The sequence below is a fragment of the Streptomyces sp. NPDC002776 genome (assembly GCF_053592195.1).
Genome location: NZ_JBSFVG010000026.1, coordinates 26119 through 47159 on the forward strand (window position 1 = coordinate 26119; position 21041 = coordinate 47159).

The 21041-nt window shown below is 72.6% G+C and carries 10 protein-coding genes; 8 read left to right on the forward strand and 2 right to left on the reverse strand.

What is annotated here, in order from left to right; translation table 11 throughout:
* Nucleotides 1-3: 3 nt before the first annotated feature.
* From ACWD11_RS32755 to ACWD11_RS32765, 3 genes are all read left to right on the forward strand, one after another.
* Nucleotides 4-1290 (forward strand): MFS transporter, encoded by a 1287-nt coding sequence (locus tag ACWD11_RS32755; RefSeq protein ID WP_389420943.1) that lies wholly within the window; start codon nt 4-6, stop codon nt 1288-1290.
* A gap of 77 nt (nt 1291-1367) precedes the next feature.
* The gene (locus tag ACWD11_RS32760) at nt 1368-2342 is read left to right on the forward strand and encodes an aspartyl/asparaginyl beta-hydroxylase domain-containing protein (RefSeq protein WP_389420942.1); all 975 of its coding nucleotides are present in this window, start codon (nt 1368-1370) and stop codon (nt 2340-2342) included.
* 3 nt (nt 2343-2345) lie between these two features.
* Nucleotides 2346-3116 carry a 4'-phosphopantetheinyl transferase family protein gene (locus tag ACWD11_RS32765; protein WP_451287447.1) on the forward strand — a complete coding sequence of 257 codons (771 nt, stop codon included), beginning with the start codon at nt 2346-2348 and terminating at the stop codon, nt 3114-3116.
* A gap of 124 nt (nt 3117-3240) precedes the next feature.
* On the opposite strand, the gene ACWD11_RS32770 is transcribed toward ACWD11_RS32765, so the two are convergent.
* Complete coding sequence (locus ACWD11_RS32770; protein ID WP_451287449.1) at nt 3241-4530, reverse strand: MFS transporter; 1290 nt, start codon at nt 4528-4530, stop codon at nt 3241-3243.
* Nucleotides 4531-4640: 110 nt separating this feature from the next.
* Here ACWD11_RS32770 and ACWD11_RS32775 point away from each other — a divergent pair, with 110 nt between their 5' ends.
* Genes ACWD11_RS32775 through ACWD11_RS32790 form a run of 4 tightly spaced genes read left to right on the forward strand, consistent with a single transcriptional unit; the run spans nt 4641 to nt 20274 of the window.
* Nucleotides 4641-7613, forward strand: coding sequence for an amino acid adenylation domain-containing protein (locus ACWD11_RS32775; RefSeq protein WP_451287451.1), 2973 nt, complete (start codon nt 4641-4643; stop codon nt 7611-7613).
* Between the two features lie 51 nt (nt 7614-7664).
* Entirely contained in the window at nt 7665-8774 is a 1110-nt protein-coding gene (locus tag ACWD11_RS32780; RefSeq protein ID WP_451287453.1) for a MupA/Atu3671 family FMN-dependent luciferase-like monooxygenase, read from the forward strand.
* A complete protein-coding gene (locus ACWD11_RS32785; protein WP_451287455.1) occupies nt 8771-16405 on the forward strand; it encodes an amino acid adenylation domain-containing protein in 7635 nt (2544 codons plus the stop codon). Before ACWD11_RS32780 ends, ACWD11_RS32785 begins: the two co-directional genes overlap by 4 nt.
* Entirely contained in the window at nt 16402-20274 is a 3873-nt protein-coding gene (locus tag ACWD11_RS32790) for an amino acid adenylation domain-containing protein (protein WP_451287457.1), read from the forward strand. The genes ACWD11_RS32785 and ACWD11_RS32790 overlap by 4 nt, the downstream gene beginning before the upstream one ends.
* A gap of 10 nt (nt 20275-20284) precedes the next feature.
* On the opposite strand, the gene ACWD11_RS32795 is transcribed toward ACWD11_RS32790, so the two are convergent.
* Complete coding sequence (locus ACWD11_RS32795; protein ID WP_389420935.1) at nt 20285-20614, reverse strand: putative quinol monooxygenase; 330 nt, start codon at nt 20612-20614, stop codon at nt 20285-20287.
* A 58-nt stretch (nt 20615-20672) separates the two neighbouring features.
* Here ACWD11_RS32795 and ACWD11_RS32800 point away from each other — a divergent pair, with 58 nt between their 5' ends.
* A complete protein-coding gene (locus tag ACWD11_RS32800; protein ID WP_389420934.1) occupies nt 20673-21038 on the forward strand; it encodes a MerR family transcriptional regulator in 366 nt (121 codons plus the stop codon).
* Nucleotides 21039-21041: the final 3 nt, after the last annotated feature.

Below are 21041 nucleotides of genomic sequence, written 5' to 3' on the forward strand. Positions count from 1 at the left end.
CCGATGCGGACATCCCCAGCCTCCCGAGTCTCGCTGTACGGACTGCTGAGCGCCTACACGGTCTCGCTGTTCGGCACCCGGCTGACCATGATCGCCCTGCCCTGGCTGGTGCTCGTCACCTCCGGCAGCGCGTCACTGACGGGACTCGTCGTCTTCGCCGAGGCGGTGCCGCTCGTCCTGGGCAAGGCACTGGCGGGGCCCTTGATCGACCGGTTCGGGGCGCGCAGGTTCAGCGTCGCCGCCGACCTGGCCAGCGCCGCGGTGGTCGCGACGGTTCCGCTCTGCCACTGGCTGGGCGTCCTGCCGTACGGACTGCTGCTGGCGCTGGCCACTCTGCTCGGGCTGGCCCGCGGGCCCGGCGACGTGGCCAAGCGGACCCTCACCCCGGAGACCGCCGAGGCGGTCGGTATGCCGCTGGAGCGGGTGAGCGGCATGGTGGGCACCCTGGAACGGCTCGCCGGCACCGCCGGGCCCGCCGCCGGCGGCGCCGTGGTCGCCTTCTTCGACCCGATGTGGGCCCTCGCGGTCAACGCCGTCACCTTCCTGGTCTCCGCCCTGATCATCGCCGCCACCGGGTCCGGCCGCGGCCCCGCGCCCGCGGAGTCCACCGACACGGCGCCCGAGGAGGAGAGCTACCTCGAACGGCTCCGCGCCGGGCTGCGGTTCCTGCGCCAGGACCGGCTGCTGCGGTCCATCGCCGTCATGCTGAGCGTCACCAACCTCATCGACGCGGCGTACGGCTCCCTGCTCATCCCGGTCTGGGCGGAGGAGACCGGCGGCGGCCCGGCCGCGATCGGTGCCCTGGGCTCGGTGTTCGGCATCGCCGCGGTCGGCGGCTCCGCACTCGCCACCGCGCTCGCGCACCGGCTGCGACGCCGGCCGACGTACGTCATCGCCTTCCTCCTCGCCGGGCCGCCCCGCTTCCTGGTGCTGGTCTTCGACCTGCCGCTGTGGACGGTCCTCGCCGTAGCCGTCGTGGACGGACTGGCCATCGGCTTCGTCAATCCGATCCTCAACGCCGTGATGATGGAGCGCATCCCGCGCCCCCTGCTGGGCCGGGTCTCCGCGCTCACCGACTCCGTCGGCTCCGCCGGCGTTCCGCTCGGCCCCATCCTCGCCGGTTTCCTCGTCACCCTGGCGGGCCTCGGCCCCGTCCTGATCGGCTGCGCCGCCCTCTATCTCGGCAGCACCGTGCTGCCCGCCCTGCGCCCCCACTGGCGCGAACTCGACGACCGGCCACCGCCCGCGGTCACCCCCGAGCCCGACAACCACAAGGTCCCCGCACCCTGAGCCAGTCCCTTCCACCGCCCGAGAGCACACCGCGCAAGAGCACACCTCCGAAGAACACGAGAGGAAAGAGACACATCATGAGCAGTGGCAACCTGAGCGCCGCACGCCTGAAGGGTGACTTCGACGTCGAGCGGCTGCTGGCGGAACTCGCCGTCCTGGAACGCACCCAGTGGGCGGCCCAGCGTACCTACGGCGAGAGCCTGGAACCCAGTGAGGACACCGTCCTCGACTGGCGGGTGCTGCCGCTGCGCAGCCCCGACGGCCGCGCCGACCGCACCGACCCCGGCGGCCTCGGCCTCGTCGAGTACGCCGCCACCCCGTGGCTGGAGAAGACCCCCTACATCCGGTCCATCCTGGACAGCCTGCCCACCGAACTGCGCGCCGTACGGCTGATGTCGCTCGGCGTGGGCGCCGAGGTCGACGAGCACCGCGACCAGCCGTACGGGCTCGCGGCCGGCTGGGTGCGGCTGCACATACCGTTCGTCACCAACTCCGAAGCCGTCCTCACCCTCGACGGGCAGCCCCACACCTGGCAGCCCGGCACCTTGTGGTTCGGTGACTTCTCCCGCCTGCACTCGGTGCGCAACGGCGGCTCCGAGCGCCGCGTCCACCTCGTCATCGACGCCTATGTCAACGCCGAACTGCTGGAGCTGTTCCCGGCCGAGTTCCGCGACCGGATCCGCTGGTCCGAGGTGCTGCTCAACAGCCCCGAGATCCCGCTGACCGAGGATGAACTGGCCGAGTTCCGCAGCACGTTCGCCATCCCCGACGCCTTCCTCTACGGCGAGCCCGAGGAACTGGCCGACGACAGTAGGCCCGACCGGCAGGCCCGGCTCCAACTCGACGGCGGCCGACTCGTTCTGGAGGTCGACGACGAGCCCAGGGCGGCGCTGGTGCACCTGGGCGAAGGCGAGTTCCGCGCCCTCGGCTGGACCGCCGAGCGCACCGTGAAGGCCGAGCGGACCGGCGAGGGACTGCGGCTGCGCTTCCGGATGCGCCAGGGCAGCCGTATGGAGGAGACCGTCCGGACCGCCGCGACGGCTGCGGCCTGAGCCATGCCGTACGCCACCGGCACGCTGCGCGACCCCACACAGGTCCGCGCGTTCGACCCGGCGGCGGTCACCGGCCGGCGGCTCACCCCGCCGGCGGCGGGCGGGCCCGCGCACATCTGGCTGCTGCACGCCGAACGGCACCGTGCGGCGGTCGTGCGGGCGGCGCCCCAGGTGCTCGACGCGCAGGAACGCGCCAGAGCCGCGGCCCTGCGCGTGCCGACGGACCGGGAGTGCTACCTCGCCACCCACCTGGGGCTTCGCCTGCTGCTCGGCGCCTATCTGGGCGCGGAGCCGGCGCGCGTGCCGCTGACCCGGTGGGCGTGCCCGCTGTGCGGCGGACCGCACGGGCGGCCCGGGGTGGTGGGGGACCCGCTGCACTACTCGCTCAGCCACAGCGGCGGTCTCGGACTGCTCGCCTTCGCGGCCGTCCCGGTCGGCGTGGACGTCGAGGCCGTGCCCTCACCGGCCGCAGTGGCCGAGGCCGCCGAGGCCCTGCACCCGCGCGAACGCGACGAACTCGCCCTGCTTCCCCCGACCGCCCGCCCACGCGCCTTCGCCCGGGCCTGGGTCAGAAAGGAGGCCTACCTCAAAGGACTCGGTGTCGGCCTCGCCGAGTCCCCGGCGTCCTGCTATGTCGGCACCGGCACCGAACCCGCCGGCACCGACCGGTCCTGGCTCCTCACGGACGTCCCCGTCGGCCGGGGATCGGCCGGCGCGGTGGCCGAACGCACGGCCCCGGTGAGCGCGGCCGGCCGACGGGACGAGAGCACCTGAGGGAGGACACGGACGTGGACACGGCCCGACTGCCGGTGCCCGTCCACGCCGGGTCCGCCCGGCAGCGGCATACACGGACAGGGACGGGAGGTGAACGACGCCCATGGAACCGATGGCAGGACCCTCAGCGGGCCTCGGCACCGGCCCCGGCCCCGGGCAGGTCGCGCAGACCGCGCAAGGGACGCGACAGCAGCGGAAGGACCGCCGCCACCAAAGCCCCGGCGACGATCCACATCGTCGGACGCGGTCCCACGGCGGAGTTCAGCGCCCCGGCGGCGACGGCCCCCAGCGGAATCGTGCTGAAGTTGATCAGCAGCGCCGTGGAGGTGACACGGCCGAGCAACTCCTCCGGGCAGTACGACTGGCGGAAGCTCACGATGATCACGTTGCAGGCCACGAGCCCGGCCATCGTCACCGTCGAGCCGATCACGAACAGCGCGAGCCGCGGCCCCGGCGCCGTGAGGGGGATCAGCAACCCGAAGACAGAGGAACCGAGTTGGGCGGCCACGAGGGCGCGGGCCGTGCCCAGCCCACGCGCCATCCGGCGCGCGCACACCACCCCGAGCACCCCGCCGACCGCGCCACAGGAGCCGAGCAGCCCCACCGTGCCCGCACCGAGCCCCACCGAGCGGACCAGGAACACGATGTACGTTGCCTCGTAACCGGCCATGGCGAGATTGGCCGCCGCGCCGAACCCGATGACCGCCCGCAGCAGCGGATCACGGCCGATGAAGCGCAGCCCCGCGGACATCTCCTTGCGCAGCCGCGCCCGGCCACCGGCACGCCGCGGCTCCTCGGCCCGTATGCCGCGCAGACACCACGACGACACGATGAACGAGACGGAGTCCAGCAGCAGCCCCGGGACCGTGCCGAGCAGCTGCGCGAGCAGCCCGCCCGCACCCGGTCCGGCGATCCGGGCCAGATGCTCACCGCCCTGCAACTTCGCGTTGCCCTCCAGGAGTTGGGACCTGCCCACGAGAATCGGCAGGTAGCTGGAGTACGCGGTCGAGAAGAACACCGAGGCCGTGCCGGTGAGAAAGGCCACCGCGAGCAGCTGCCAGACGGTGAGCGCGTCCAGCCACCAGGCGGCCGGGACACTCGTGAACAGCGCCGCCGAGACCAGGTTGCACACATGCATGACCCGGCGCCGGGGCCACTGGTCCACCCAGGCTCCGGCCGGCAGCCCGACCACCAGCCACGGCAGCCACGGCGCGGCCGTCAGCAGTCCGACCAGGGCGGGAGAGGCGTCCAGCGTCACGACCGCGGTGAGCGGAAGCAGCACCGACGTGACGCTCGTGCCGAACCTGCTGGTCGTCTCGCCGATCAGCAGCAGCCGGAAGTCCCGATGGCCGAACAGGCCGCGCCCTGCCGTGCCCGCGGCTGCGTCGACGAGCGGTCTTCCCTCAGCGGTCATGGTGTGCGGAACGCCCTCAACTGCGTTGGCAGACAGAGGAGTTCACGCTACACGAGCCATACGGCCCACCCGGGCCGGACGCGACGCCCCCTGCCCACGCGAGGAATCCGATGACCGACGGCCCGCCCGACGACACGTTGACGCGCTTCCTGGACGACGTCCGCCGCCACCCGGACCGCCCCGCGGCACCCGTGCTCCCCGAACCCCGCCCCGCTCTCGACCTGTTCGAGGAACGGGCGCTCGTCGCCCCCGACGCCATCGCCCTGCGCTTCGAGGGGCAGCGGATGACCTACGGCGAACTCGACACCCGCGCCGACCGGCTCGCCCGCCGCCTCGCCGCGCGCGGGACCGGCCCCGACGACGTCGTCGCGGCTGCCCTGGACAGGTCCGCCGAACTGATCGTCGCGGTGCTCGCGGTGTGGAAGACCGGAGCCGCGTTCCTGCCGGTCGACCCCCGCTACCCCGCCGCCCGCATCGCCCACATCCTCACCGACGCGCGTCCGGCGCTGCTGCTGACCGCCGCGCACATCAGCCTGCCGGACACACCGTCGGTGTCCCGGATGGACGTCCAGAACGACGACGGGGAAGCCCCCGCACGCCCCGACACCGGCCCCTACCCCGCACGACGCCCGCGCCCCGACCATCTCGCCTACGTGATCTACACGTCCGGCTCCACGGGCACCCCCAAACCGGTCGCCGTCACCCGGGCCGGGTACGCCAACCTCGTCGCCCACCAGGCGGCCACCCTGAACGTGGACAGCGGCAGCCGGGTCCTCCAGTTCGCCTCGCCCGGCTTCGACGCCTTCTTCTGGGAACTGGGCATGACCCTCACGGCCGGTGCCGCCCTCGTCCTGGCCCCGGCGGCCCGGTTGCTGCCCGGCCGCGAGCTGGCCCGGCTCGCCGACGAGCACGCGATCAGCCATCTGACCGTGCCACCCGCCGTCCTGGGCGCCCTGTCGCCCGAGGCCCTGCCCGGCGTCACCACCCTCGTGGTCGCGGGCGAGGCCTGCGGAGCTGAACTCGCCGCACGCTGGTCGCGGGGCCGCACACTGATCAACGGCTACGGCCCCACCGAGACGACCGTCTGCGCCACGATGAGCGAGGCACTGCGCCCCGACGGGAACGTCCCGCCCATCGGCGACCCCGTGCGCGGCACACGCGTACACGTCCTGGACGACCTGCTGCGGCCCGTCCCTGCGGGCGAAACCGGCGAGCTGTACATCGCCGGCGCCGGCCTCGCGCGCGGCTACCGCGGCCGCCCCGGCCCGACCGCGGAACGCTTCGTCGCCGACCCCTTCGGACCGCCGGGAACCCGCGCCTACCGCACCGGAGACCTGGCGCGCCGGACCTCGGACGGACGGCTGGAGTTCGTCGGACGCGTCGACGACCAGGTCAAACTGCGCGGCCACCGCGTCGAGTTGGGCGAGGTCGAGGCCCGCGTCGCCGCCACCGACGGGGTGGCCCAGGCCGCGGTCGTGCTGCGCGAGGACCGCCGGGGCGAGCGCCGGATCGTGGCGTACGTGGTCCCCGAGACCCCGGCCGGCCCGGACAGCGGCGAGCGCGGACGCGTCGAGGACTGGCGTCAGGTCCACGACGCCGTTTACGCGGGGCCCGTCGCGGACCCCGGCGAGGACGACTTCTCCGGCTGGCACGACAGCCGTGACGGCACCCCCCTCCCGGTCGAGGACATGCGGGAGTGGCGGGACGCCACCGTCCGCCGCCTCCTGGAGTTGCGCCCCACACGCGTGCTGGAGATCGGCGTCGGCGCCGGTCTGCTCCTCACCGAACTCGCCCCGCACACCGCCGAGTACTGGGGACTCGACTTCTCCGCCGCGGCGATCCGACGGCTGCGCCCACGGGTGGACCGGCTCGGGCTGCCCGAGGGCCGGGTGGTGCTGCGGCAGCAGACCGCGCACGACCCCACGGGCATCCCCGCGGGCCACTTCGGCGTGGTCGTCCTCAACTCCGTGGTGCAGTACTTCCCGAGCGGCGCCTACCTCTCCCGCGTGCTCGACGTGGCCGGGCAGGCCCTGGCCCCCGGCGGGCGGCTCTTCGTCGGCGACGTCAGAAACCTCCGCCTGCGCGACCGCGTCCGCCTCGGCGGCGTACAAGACGTACCGGAACTCCTCGTCGACCCCGACTACTTCGCCGTCCACGCAGCCCACTCCGGCCGGTTCACCACCTGTGACGTGCGGCTGAAGCGCGGCGAGCGGATCAACGAACTGACCGCTCTGCGGTACGACGTGGTCCTGGGCACGGGCGCGGCCCCGGACCAACCTGACACCGGACCCGTACTGCGCTGGGGCGTCGACGCCCGCACCCCGGACGCCGTCGCACGCTTCGCGCGCACCCGGCGGCCCACGCGCTTCACGGTCACCGGCGTGCCCAACGCCCGGCTGACCGGCTTCGTCCACGACCCGGGCCGCCCGCGCCGCGCCACCGCCGACCCCGAACACCTCGCCCGACTCGGCGAGGATCTCGGTTACGGCGTCGCGCTGCGCTGGTCCTCCGCCACGGACGACACCTGCTTCGACGCCGAGTTCACCGAGGGCGGCCCCACCCCCGAACCCCCGGTGCGCGGCACGGCGGACGGCGACCTCGCGGCGTACGTCGGCACACCGCGCACCGCGGCCGACGAGCACCGCCTGCGCGCGTCGGTACGCCGCCAAGCCGCCGCGTTCCTGCCGGACTTCATGATGCCGTCGGCCGTGGTGGTCATGGACCGGCTCCCGCTCACCCCGCACGGCAAGACCGACCGGGCGGCCCTGCCCGCCCCGCCCACCGCGCGGCCCGACGGTCCGACGGCCCCGCGCCCTCCGCGCACGGACCGCGAGAAGGCCCTGTGCGCGATGTACGCGGACCTGCTCGGCCTCGACCAGGTCGGCACCGACGAGAGCTTCTTCGACCTCGGCGGCCACTCGCTGCTCGCCACCCGCCTGGTCAGCCGCATCCGCGCCGACCTGGGGATCGACATCGCAGTGGGCACGCTGTTCGACGCGCCAAGGGTGGCCGATCTCGCGCCGCACCTGGACGGCGCGCCCACCTCCCGGCCACCACTGCGGCGCATGCGCCGCCCCGACTGAGGCTCGCCCGGCGTGAACCGGACCGCAACCGACCGACAGGGGACCCCCGCCATGGACTTCAGTCTCTTCTACTTCGCCGACGACAGCGCCGGCACGCCGACCGGCGACCCCCGCGGACGGTACGAACTGCTGCTGGAGGGAGCTCGGTTCGCCGACCGCAACGGCTTCACGGCCGTATGGACGCCCGAACGCCACTTCCACCCCTTCGGCGGGCTCTACCCCAACCCGGCGGTGACGGGCGCCGCGCTCGCCACCGCGACGCACCACATCGCCATCCGCGCCGGAAGCGTCGTCGCGCCCCTCCACCACCCCGCCCGTATCGCCGAGGAATGGTCCGTGGTGGACAACCTCTCCGGCGGACGCGTGGGCGTCTCCTTCGCCTCCGGCTGGCATCCCGCCGACTTCGCCCTCGGCCACGCCGCGTACGCCGACCGCAAGACGGTGCTGCTGCAGCGCCTCGAAGAGGTACGACGGCTGTGGCGCGGTGAACCGCTCGACGTGACCGACGGCAACGGAGCGCCCACCACCGTCCGCGTCTTTCCCCCGCCCGTTCAGCCGGAGCTGCCGGTCTGGGTGACGAGTGCGGGCGAGGTCGACACCTTCCGCGCCGCGGCCCGGGCCCGCGCCGGGGTGGTGACGCATCTGCTCCACCAGAGCCTCGACGAGCTGGCCGAGAAGATCGCCGAGTACCGCCGGACGGCCCGCCGCACTCACGACGGCTGGGACGGCCATGTCGTCCTGATGCTCCACACCTACCTCGCCGAGACCCGCGCCGAGGCCAGGGACACCGTGCGCGAGCCCCTGCGTGACTACCTCAGAAGCTCCATTCACCTGGTGACCCGTTCGTTCACCGAGGCCGACCCCGACTTCGACCTGGACTCCCTGGACGACGAGGACATCGACTTCCTCCTCACCCGTTCCTTCGAGACGTACTTCGACCAGCGGGGCCTGTTCGGAACCGTCGACGACGCCCGTCGCACGGTCGACGCCGTGCGCGCCGCGGGAGTCGACGAGATCGCCTGCCTGATCGACTTCGGCGTCGACACCAAGGCCGTGCTCGCCGGACTGCGCCGGATCGGCGACCTCCGCGCGGTTTCCAGTGCCGACCAGCCCGGCGCCGGCACAGCCACCCACCGAGTCCGGAGGTCGAGCGCAGCATGATCCCCCTGTCTTTCTCCCAGGCCCGCTTCTGGTTCCAGGAGGAGCACGGCGGTGACCGTCACGCGTCACCGGCCGCCCCCGTGCTGCTGCGCCTGTCCGGTGAGCTGGACACGGCCGCCCTGGAAGCGGCCCTGCGTGACGTGGTGGCCCGGCACGAGAGCCTGCGCACCGTCTTCCCGGTGACCGACGGAGTACCTCACCAGCGCGTGCTCGGCCCCGACCGGTCGTGCGACCTGGTACTGGGCCGCGCGGATGTCACCCCGGAGGGACTGCCGGACGCGATCGCCGCGGTGTGCGGGGGCCGCTTCGACCTGTCGTACGAGCTGCCGGTCCGCGCGAAGCTGCTGACCGTCGGACCGGTGGAGCATGTGCTGGTGGTGGCGGTCCACCACATCGCCTTCGACGGCTGGTCGGTCGGCCCCTTCGTACGCGACCTGGCGACCGCCTATACGGCACGGCTGCGCGGCACCGCGCCCGTCCATGACGAACTGCCGGTGCAGTACGCCGACTTCACCCTGTGGCAGCGGGAACTGCTGGCTTCGGAGGGCTTCGAGAAGCGGCAACTCGACTTCTGGCGCACCACGCTCCAGGTCCTGCCCGACGAACTGCCCCTGCCCTTCGACCGCCCCGGCCGGACAGCCGGCACCCACCCCGCCGGGCTGATCGAGTTCACCATCGGATCCCCCACCCTGTACGCCCTGTCCGCAGTCGCCCGCCACAACCGGTCCAGTCTGTTCATGGTGCTGCATGCGGTGGTGGCGGGTGTGTTGTCGCGGACGGGTGCGGGAGAGGACGTGGTGGTCGGTAGTCCCGTGGCGGGGCGCTCGGATGCGGGATTGGAGGAGCTGGTCGGGTGTTTCGTGAACACGGTGGTGGTGCGGTCGGATGTGTCGGGGGATCCGTCGTTCGGTGAGTTGCTGGGCCGAGTGCGAGCGGCGGTACTGGGGGCATTGGAGCATCAGGACGTGCCGTTCGACCGGGTGGTGGAGGCGGTCAATCCGGTGCGTTCGGCGGGGCGGCATCCGCTGTTCCAGGTGATGCTGAGCCTGCAGAACAACGCGGTCGCCCAGGGCCAGTTCCCGGGCCTGGACACACACTGGGAGTACCCGGCACCCGCCGACACCACCGACTTCGACCTGCTCTTCGACTTCCGCCAGGTGGGCGAGGAGATCGAGGGACGGCTCCTCTTCGCACGGGACCTCTTCGACGACGAAACGGCGCGAGGACTGGCCCACCGCTTCGTACGGTTCGTGGACCAAGTGGCCGCTGACCCCGAACTCCGCCTGAACGCCGTGGACCTGCTGGGGCACGCCGAGCGCGAGACCGTCCTCGCCCGGGGCACCGGCACCGCGCAGGCACCCCTCGACCGGTCGGTGGTGCACCGCTTCACGGCACAGGTGGCCCGCACACCCGACGCCACGGCACTGGTGTGCGGCACACGGGAGCTGTCATACCGCGAACTCGACCAGCAAGCCGACCAGTTGGGCCGTCACCTGCTGGCCGCGGGCGCCGGGCCCGAGCAGCTGGTCGCGATCGCGATGGAACGCTCCGCTGACCTCGTCGTCGCACTCCTGGCCGTCCTGAAGACCGGCGCCGCCTACCTCCCCCTCGACCTGCGCAGCCCCGACTCCCGGCTCGGCGCGGTGCTCAAGGAGTCGAAACCCCGCGTCATGGTGGTCGACACCGCGACGCACACTCGCGCGGCCCTGCGCGACACGGCACCGACTCTCCCCGTCATCCGAGCCGACGAACCCCGGCTCGGCGCGGCGGCCGACGACGCGCCCGAGACGCCGTACGCCGCCCCAGTGGCCGGAGCCGACCAGGTCGCGTACGTGATGTACACCTCCGGCTCCACCGGACGCCCCAAGGGCGTTGCCGTGACCCACGGCAACATCCTGGGCTTCGCGGCGGACACCTGCTGGACGACTCAGGACCACTCCCGCGTCCTCGCGCACTCGGCGCACTCCTTCGACGCGTCGACCTACGAACTGTGGGTGCCGCTGCTCAACGGAGGCACGGTCGTCGTCGTACCACCGCGGGACACTTCGGCCGCCGCACTGGAGCGCGCGGTAGACACCCACGGTGTGAGCGCGGCCTTCTTCACCACCTCGCTCTTCAACTCCCTCATCGCGGAGCGAAGTTCTGTCCTCGGCACCCTCAAACACGTCTGGATCGGCGGCGAGCAGGCCTCGGGCCCCGCCGTGGCCGAGGCGCTGCGGCTCTTCCCGCACATCACCGTCACCAACGGCTACGGTCCGACGGAGAACACCACCTTCACGACGTACGAGCACCTCACCACCGCCTCCTTCGGCCAGGGCGAGAAGCCGTCCATCGGCGGTCCGATGGACGGCTCCCGAGTGTTCGTGCTGGACGCCGGTCTTCGGTTGGTGCCGGTGGGTGTGGTGGGGGAGTTGTATGTGTCGGGGGTCGGGGTGGCGCGCGGATATGTGGGTGCGCCGGGTGTGACGGCGGGGCGTTTTGTGGCGTGTCCGTTCGGGGGTGCGGGGGAGCGGATGTACCGCACCGGGGATCTCGTGCGGTGGGCGGCGAGCGGAGGGCTGGAGTTCGTCGGGCGGGCGGATCAGCAGGTGAAGGTGCGTGGGTTCCGGGTGGAACTCGGTGAGGTGGAGGGGGTGGTGGCGGGGTGTGACGGTGTCGCGCAGGCGGTCGCCTCGGTGCGGGACGGCCGGTTGCTCGCCTATGTAGTGCCTGAGCCGGAGACCGGGGAGCGGTTGGCGGAACGCGTGCTGGAGCGGGCGGTGGAGCTGCTGCCGGACTACATGGTTCCGTCGGTGGTGATGGTCCTTGAAGACGGTCTGCCGCTGACGCCGAACGGCAAGCTGGACCGCGCCGCCCTCCCCGTACCCCGGGCCGAGTCGGCCGCCACCACCCGTCGCGAACCCGTCAACGAGGTCGAGCAGGCGCTGTGCGAGATGTTCGCCGACATCCTCCGCGTGCCGGACGTCGGGGTCGACGACTCCTTCTTCGCCCTCGGCGGCCAGTCGCTCCTCGCCGTACGCCTCGTCAGCCGAATCCGCGCGACCCTCGGCGCGGAGGTCGACCTGCGTGAGGTGTTCGAGGCGCCCACGCCGGCCGGTCTGGCCGCCCGCTGCGGTGGCCCGGCCGAGACGCGCCCGCCGCTCACCCGGCGTCCCCCCTCCGAGCAGGCTCCCCTATCCCCATCGCAACTGCGCTTCTGGTTCCAGGGTCAGCTCGAAGAGGGCACGGGAGGCACGGACACGCGCGTGATCACCACCGCCCTGCGGCTGTCCGGAGAGCTGGACGTGCCGGCACTGCGGGCGGCCCTGCGGGATGTGGTCCACCGCCACGAGAGCCTGCGCACGGTCCTTCCCGTGACCGGCGGAGTGGCGCACCAGCAGGTTCTGGAGGCTGGTGACGTAACCGCCATGGAGCTGGAATCCGTGTCTGACGACGAAGTGAGCACCCGTATCGCCGAGTTCGCTGCTACGGGCTTCGACCTGACGCGCGAGGTGCCCCTGCGCGCGAAACTGCTGGCCGTCGGACCCACGGAGCACGTGCTGGTGGTGGCGGTGCACCATATCGCCTTCGACGGCTGGTCGGCCGCTCCCTTCGTAGGGGACCTCGCCTCGGCTTACGCGGCCCGCGCGGCCGACACCGCTCTCGAGTGGGCCGAACTGCCCGTCCAGTACCGCGACTTCACGCTCTGGCAGAGCGAACTTCTGCAAGCGGACGGCCTGGAGAAGCGTCAGCTCGACTTCTGGCGAGAGACGTTGAGGAACCTGCCCGAGGAGCTGGCCCTGCCCCTGGACCGGCCCCGGCCCGCCTTGGCCTCCGGCCGCGCGGGCTCCGTACGCCTGCACATCCCGCCCGAGCGGTGCGCCGCCCTCGAACGGCTCGCCCGTGACCACGGGTCCAGTCTGTTCATGGTGCTGCATGCGGTGGTGGCGGGTGTGTTGTCGCGGACGGGTGCGGGGGAGGACGTGGTGGTCGGTAGTCCCGTGGCGGGGCGTTCGGATGTGGGATTGGAGGAGTTGGTCGGGTGTTTCGTGAACACGGTGGTGGTGCGGTCGGATGTGTCGGGGGATCCGTCGTTCGGTGAGTTGCTGGGGCGGGTGCGGTCGGGTGTGCTGGGGGCGTTGGAGCATCAGGATGTGCCGTTCGAGCGGGTGGTGGAGGCGGTCAATCCGGTGCGTTCGGCGGGGCGGCATCCGCTGTTCCAGGTGATGCTGAGCCTGCAGAACAACGCGGTCGCCCAGGGGCAGTTCCGCGGTCTGGACACGGAGTTGCTGGAAATCGAGGGCGACGACCGGATCGACTTCGACCTGCTCTTCGACGTCCATGAGCGGGCGGGCGGCCTGGAAGGGCGGCTGCTGTTCGCGCGGGACCTCTTCGAGGAGGCGACGGCGCGACGGCTCGCAGGGTGCCTGGAACACCTCGTCACCGAGGTGACCGCGGACCCACGGCGTCCGCTCAGCACGATGGACCTCCTCGGGCCGGCCGAGCGCGCGGCCCTCCTGGCCCGCGGCGCCGGGCGGCGACTGACGGTGGAGCCCGCCTCCGTGACGGACCGGTTCGAAGCCCGAGCCGCGGCCACTCCTGACGCCACGGCCGTCGTTTTCGGCGCCACAAGCCTGTCGTACCGGGAACTCGACCAGCGGGCCAACCAGTTGGCCCGTCACCTGCTGGCCGCGGGTGCGGGGCCCGAGCAGCTGGTCGCGATCGTGATGGAACGCTCCGCTGACCTCGTCGTCGCACTCCTGGCCGTCCTGAAGACGGGCGCCGCCTACCTCCCCCTCGACCCCCGGCACCCGCGGGCCCGCACCGAGTCGATCCTCGCCGAGGTCTCACCGGTCACCGTCCTCACCGACGCCACCTGCTCGCCGGGCCTGTCCTCGGCCGACCTGTCGGCCGCCGAACTCGCGCCCGCCGCCCGCGCCGACGAGCGCCTGGCCTACGTCATCCACACCTCGGGCTCCACCGGCCGTCCCAAGGGCGTCGCGGTCAGCCACGGCAATCTCGCCCGGCTGCTGACGGCCATGGAACGCCATCTGCCGCTGGGCCCGGACGACCGACTGCTCGCCCCGACCACCGTCTCCTTCGACATCGCCCAGCTCGAACTGCTGCTCCCGCTGCTGCACGGTGCGGCCGTAGTCCTGGCCGGTCAGGACGACGTACGCGATCCCCGGGCGCTCGCCCACCTGATCCGGGAGCACGGCGTCACGGCCCTGCAGGCCACCCCGTCGCTGTGGACCGGGCTCGTGTCCGAAGTCCCGGAGGCCGTCGTGGGTCTGCGCGTCCTCGTCGGAGGCGAAGCCCTGCCCGCCGCCCTGGCCGGCCGGCTGCACTCGCTCGCCGCCGAGGTCACCAATGTGTACGGCCCCACGGAGACCACCGTCTGGTCGCTCGCGGCCCGCATCGACGACGACAACCACGCACGCCCGCCCATCGGCGGCCCTCTGGACGGATACCGCGCGTTCGTGCTGGACGCCGGTCTTCGGTTGGTGCCGGTGGGTGTGGTGGGGGAGTTGTATGTGTCGGGGGTCGGGGTGGCGCGGGGGTATCTGGGTGCGCCGGGTGTGACGGCGGGGCGTTTTGTGGCGTGTCCGTTCGGGGGTGCGGGGGAGCGGATGTACCGCACCGGGGATCTCGTGCGGTGGACGGCGAGCGGAGGGCTGGAGTTCGTCGGGCGGGCGGATCAGCAGGTGAAGGTGCGTGGGTTCCGGGTGGAACTCGGTGAGCTGGAGGGGGTGGTGGCGGGATGTGACGGTGTCGCGCAGGCGGTCGCCTCGGTGCGCGACGGCCGCCTGTTGGCTCACGTCGTACCGGCCCCGGGATCGACGGAACGGCTGGCGGAGCGTGTGCGGGAGCGGGCGGTGGAGCTGTTGCCGGACTACATGGTTCCGTCGGTGGTGATGATCCTCGAAGACGGTCTGCCGCTGACGCCGAACGGCAAGCTGGACCGTGCCGCCCTCCACGCACCCCAGGCCGAGTCGGCCGTCACGGCCCGCCGCGAACCCGCCAACGAGGTCGAGCGCGTGCTCCGCGAGCTCTTCGCACAGATCCTGGGCGTGCCCGAGGTCGGGCTGGACGACTCCTTCTTCGACCTCGGCGGGGACAGCATCCTCTCCATCCGACTGGTCGCCGGAGCCCGTAAACGAGGTCTCACCGTCTCCGCCAGGGACATCTTCCGGCACAAGACCGTCGCCGGACTCGCCCCGCACGCCCGCGAACGCACGCCCGGCACCTCCGCACACCCGGCGCCCGAGGCGGCACCGCAGGCGCGTGACCGTGACGGCGCCCACCGGCCCGACACCGGCACGCCCCCGGCCTCCGTACCCCTCACCCCGATCATCCAGTGGCAGCGCGACCGGGGCGGCCCGGTCGACGCCTTCCACCAGTCCGTGCTGGTGCGCGTCCCCGCAGCGCTGGACCTCCCCTTCGTCGCCGGGCTCGTACAGTCCCTGCTCGACCGGCACGACTCACTCCGCATCCGCCTCGGGCGCACACCGGAGTGGACACTCGACGTCTTGCCCCGCGGGACGGTACGGGGCAGCGAGCACGTCCGGCGCATCGACGTCCGAGACCTCGACGCCGACCAGCGCGAGGCCGCCGTGACCCAGGCCGCCGAAGCGGCCGCGGGGCGTCTGGCACCCAGGGACGGGCACATGCTCGAAGCCGTCTGGTTCGACGCCGGGGACACCCGGACCGGCCACCTCCTCCTCGTCGTCAACCACCTCGTCGTGGACGGAGTCTCCTGGCGCGTCCTGCTGCACGACCTGCGGGCCCTCGCCACCGGCGCCCTCCTCGACGAGCCCACCGGCATCTCCTACGCCCGATGGGGCACCCTGCTCCAGGAGCAGGCCGCCCGGCGGACCGCCGAACTTCCCCTGTGGACCGGCGCCGCCCGAGACACCGACGACATCCTGCGCTCCGCCGCGCTCGACCCGGCACGGGACGTGATGCGCAGCCGTATCACCGTCACCCGGGTCCTGCCCGCCGGCCCCACGGCCGCCGTGCTCACCAAGGCCCCCGCCGCGCGCGGCACCGGCGTCAACTCGGTGCTGCTCAGCACCCTCGGCCGGGCCCTGCGCACCTGGCGCACGGCGCACTTCGGCGACGACCCGGCGACGGCGGCCGAAGCCCCCTTCCTGATCGACGTCGAGGGCCACGGCCGTGAGGAGATCGCCGAGGACCTCGACCTGTCGCACACGGTCGGCTGGTTCACCAGCCTCTTCCCCGTGCGACTGGAACCGGACGACACCCCCGGCGCCGTACAGCGCAGACTCGACGCGATGCCCGACAAGGGCCTCGGCTTCGGTATCCTGCGCCACCTCCACCCCGACGCCGCGCCCGCCCTCGCGCGGTTGCCTCGCCGCCAGGTCATCTTCAACTACCTGGGCCGCTTCGAGCGTTCACCCGACGCGGACTGGACGCTGGCCGCCGACGCCCCCGCCCTCGCGGGAGGCGGCGACCCGGAGATGCCACTCACGCACCTGCTGGAGATCTCCGCCGCGGCGCTCGACGGCAGCGCCGGACCCGAACTCCATGTGACCTGGACCTTCCCGCGCCGCCTGCTGACCCGGGAACAAGGGGAAGAGCTCGCCGACACGTGGTTCGCCGCCCTGCGAAACCTGGAGGAGACGGCATGAGCGGGCACTCCGCCACCGGCACCCCGGACGCGCTCCCCCTGGCACCGCTCCAGCGCGGCCTGTACTTCCACACCGCGTACGACGCGGACGGGCAGGACATCTACACCACCCAGCTGACCCTCGAAGTCGACGGAGAACTCGACGCCGTACGACTGCGCGAGGCCTGCCGTGCGCTGCAGCGCCGTCACGACGGACTGCGCGCCGGGTTCCGCGCCGCGCCGTCCGGGGAGCCGGTGCAGTTGATCAGCCCCGATCCGCCCCTGGACTGGTGGCTGTCCGACCTGACCGGACTGCCGCCGGACGCGAAGAGCGACGCGGCCGCGGACGCCGTCCGCGAGGAGCGCGCCCGGCGCTTCGACCTCGCCCGCCCGCCCCTGATCCGCTTTCTGCTGCTCCGCCTCGACGACCGTCGCTGGCGCCTCACGCTGACCAGCCATCACCTGGTCCTCGACGGCTGGTCCACCTCCCTCGTCGTCGACGAACTGTGGCGGCTGTACGGGCCAGGAGAGGCCGCCTCCGAGCAACTGCCGCCGGCGCCCTCCTACACCTCCTACCTGGACTGGCTCACCGACACCGGGCTCGACGAGGCGCGGGAGGCATGGAGCGTCGCACTGGCGGGCGTCGACGGGCCGACCCTGGTCGCGCCGGAGGCGGCCGGACGGGCTGTAACGGTACCGGAGCGGGTCCTGCGCACCCTGACCCCTGCCACGTCCGCCGCCCTCACCGGTGTCGCCCGCGACTGCGGCGTCACCCTCAACACCGTGGTGCTGGTGGCCTGGGGCCTCGTCCTGCGCCGGCTGACCGGCCGGGACGACGTGCTGTTCGGCATGACCGTCTCCGGCCGGGCGGCGGACGTGGAAGGCGTGGAGAGCCTGGTCGGACTGCTCGTGAACACCCTGCCCGCCAGAGTCGTCGTACGCGCCGGGGAATCGCTGCCGGAGCTGCTGGAACGCGTCCAGGACGATCAGATCGAACTCTTCGAGCACCATCACCTCGGACTCTCCGAGATCCACCGACTCACCGGCCACCAGGCGCTGTTCGACACCACCACGGCCTTCGAGAACTATCCGGCGGGCGGCGGGGAGCATGACGCGGCACTCGACGCCGGCGTGCGCTGCACCGTCGCGGACGGATTCGACGCCACCCACTACCCTCTGTCCGTCGTCTGCACGCCCGGTGACACCCTCGGCGTGCGGCTGGAGTTCCAGCCCGCCCACTTCACCCGCGACCGGGCGGAGCGGATCGCGGACTGGTTCGCGCGACTCCTCACGCTGATCGCGCACGACCCGCACCGTGACGCCGACGACCTCGCCGACGAGGCGTTCCTCCCCGAGGAGGAGCGCCACAGGCTCCTCGTCGAGTGGAACGACACCGCCGCCCCCGCCCCCGCGACCGCACTGCCCGCCCTGATCGAGGCCCAGGCCGACCGGAACCCGCGAGCCCCGGCGATCGTCCACGCGGGACGCACGACGACGTACGCCGAACTCGACGCCGCGGCCAACCAGTTGGCCCGCCTCCTGCTCGACGCGGGGGCAGGCCCCGAGTCGACCGTCGCGCTGCTCCTGCCGCGCACCCCTGACGCCCTGGTCGCCCTGTTCGCCGTACTCAAGACCGGGGCCGCCTATCTGCCCCTCGACCCTCGCCAGCCCGCCGACCGGCTGGCCCGGGTCCTCGCCGAGGCGCGGCCCCGCCTCGTCGTGACCGCCGACGCCGAACGGTCCCTGCTGCCGCCCGGCGCCCCCCTGATCGTCGTCGACGACCCGGCCACCGCCCGCGACCTCGCGGCACGCGACCAGGCCCGGATCGCGGACCGTGAGCGGGGCGGGCCGATCCTCCCGCACCACGCGGCCTACGTCATCCACACCTCGGGCACCACGGGCACACCCAAAGGCGTGGTCGTCGAACACGCCGGTGTCGTGAACCTGATCGGCGCGTACGAGGCCGAGTTCGGCGTCGACTCGGTCGCCCGGGTCCTCGGGTCGATCTCCTTCGCCTTCGACGCGCACATCGAGGACACCGTCCTGCCGCTCGCGCTCGGCGGCTGCGTGGAACTGGTCGACGACCTGCTGGCGCTCGTCGAACGCGACGGCTGGCGCGGCACCCTCCTGACCACGGTGCCCACCGCCCTGGCGAGCCTCCTGCCCGCCCTGACCGGCGAACTGGCGGTGCGGCGCGTCCACTTGGGCGGCGAACCGCTGTCCGGCGCCCTGCTGCGGGAGATTCACCGCCACATACCCGGCTGCGCGGTGACCAATGTGTACGGCCCCACCGAGACCACCGTCTTCGCCCTGACCTGGCAGGCCGGCGACGGGAGCGCCGAAGGCGAGCCTCCCGTCGGCCGCCCCATCCGCAACACCAGGGCCTACGTGCTGGACGAGCGGCTGAACCCGGTGCCCGTCGGCGTGCCCGGCGAACTCCACCTGGCCGGCGCCGGCGTGGCCCGCGGCTATCTGCGCCGGCCGGGCTGGACCGCGGAGCGCTTCGTGGCCTGCCCGTTCGGCGAGCCGGGTGAGCGCATGTACCGCACCGGCGACCGCGTGCGATACCGGGCGGACGGCGCGATCGAGTTCCTGGGGCGGCTGGACGACCAGGTGAAGATCCGGGGGCACCGGGTGGAGCCCGCCGACGCGGAGGCCGCGCTGCTGCGCCATCCCCTGGTGGCGCGGGCCGTCGTGACGGTGTGCGACGACCGCGCCGGGGGCCGCGGGCTGGTCGCCCACGTCGTCGCCGTACGGCCCGAACTCACCCTGGATCACCGTGACTTGCGGCGCCATGCGCGCGCCCTGCTGCCCGACTATCTCGTGCCGTCCGTGTTCGTGCAGACCGAGCGGATCCCGCTGACGCCGAGCGGCAAGCTCGACCGTGCCGCCCTGCCCGCGCCGCCGCCTCCGCCCCGGGCCACTGCGGTGCCCCTCGACCCTCGCGAGGAGATGCTGAGCCGGCTCTTCGCGGAGACGCTCGGCGTGCCCGCGCCGGACCCCGGGGCGTCCTTCTTCGACCTCGGCGGGGACTCCCTGCTCGCGACCCGGCTCATCGGCAGGGTCCGGGCGATGACGGGAGCGGCGCTGTCCGTCCGCGCGCTGTTCGAGGCACCGTCCGTGACGGCCCTGGCCCGACGGCTCGGCGACGACCATCCGGACGCCGGACTCGGCCCGCTCCTGCCACTACGGCAGGGGGCGGACCGGCGGCCGCTGTTCTGCGTCCACGCGGTGAGCGGCCTCGCCTGGCCGTACGCCCGCCTGCTCCCGCACCTCGACCCCGGCCTACCGGTGTACGGGCTCCAGGCGGCCGACCTCGCGGAGCCGGGGCCGGGGCCTTTCAAGCCGGACGAAGTGGTGCGCCGGCACGTGGAGTCGATGCGCTCCGTCCAGCGGGACGGCCCCTACCGGCTGCTGGGCTGGTCCCTCGGCGGACAGCTCGCCCACGCGATCGCCGCCCGCCTGACCGAGGAAGGCGAACGGGTGGAACTCCTCGCCCTCCTGGACACCTACCTGCCGACGGACGGTTGGGACCCACCCGGCGAGGAAGAGGGCGAAGTCCTGCGGACCCTGGGCTTCTCCTCCACGGGGGAGCCTCCCGCCTCCCTGGCCGTCCTCGGCGACACGGTCGTCACCGGTGTGCGCGCGGCGGCAGCGTCCGCGGTGGAGCTCCTGCGGGTCGGCCGACCGCCCGTTCTCGGGGGCGGCACCGAGGTCATGTTCTTCCGTGCCACGGGAGAGGAGAACGGCGGGGCGAATCCCGCGGCCTGGCAGCCGTACTGCACCGGGTCGGTGACCTCGCACGACATCAGGTGCGGTCACCATGAACTGCTCGATGCCGAGCCTCTCAAGCGCATCGCAGCCCTGCTCGGGCCGAGGCTGTCGCCCTGATGATGCTTCGTCAGGCGGGGACCGGTTCTGCCTCGGGGTACGGGCTGAGCATGGTGTCGAAGTAGCCCTCCGGCGATTCCTCCAGGAAGGTCGACAGGTTCTCCAGGAAGGCGCGCAGCGGGGGCGTCGCGTTGTGCCGGTCCAGGTCTTCCTGGGAGCGCCAGACCTCGTACAGGAAGAAGCGGCCGTCCTCCTGCTCGTGGAGGTGGTACTGCAGGTTGCCGGGCTCTTGCCGGGTGGGTTCCACGAAAGAGGAGAGGATGCGCCGGACCTCGTCCGCGCGCTCCGGCTTGGGGCGCAGGAATCCGTAGAGGGCTATGGGGCGATCTGTGTTCGTCATGGCCTCACGCTAAGATCTCACACCAGTGTGAGGTTCAAGGGGATGTGAGGAGCACCACATGAAGATCGGCGAGCTCGCCGCCATTACGGGCACCTCAGTCCGCCTCTTGCGCTACTACGAGGAGCAGGGCCTCCTGGAGTCCCACCGCCTCGACAGCGGCCACCGCCGCTACGGCGACAACGCCCCCGCCATGGTCCGCCGCATCCGAGCGCTGCTGGATGCCGGCCTGCCGAGCCGCGTCATCCGCGACCTGCAGCCGTGCATCCGGGAAGACGGCACGGTCGCCGGATGCAAGCTGGAGACCCTCCAAGAACACCTTGAAGGCCTGGACGACCGGATCTCCGCACTCACGGAAACCCGCACCTCCCTGGCCGGGCTCATCTCCGCCACTCGGGCCCGCGAACAGATCGAGGCGCGTCGTTGAAGC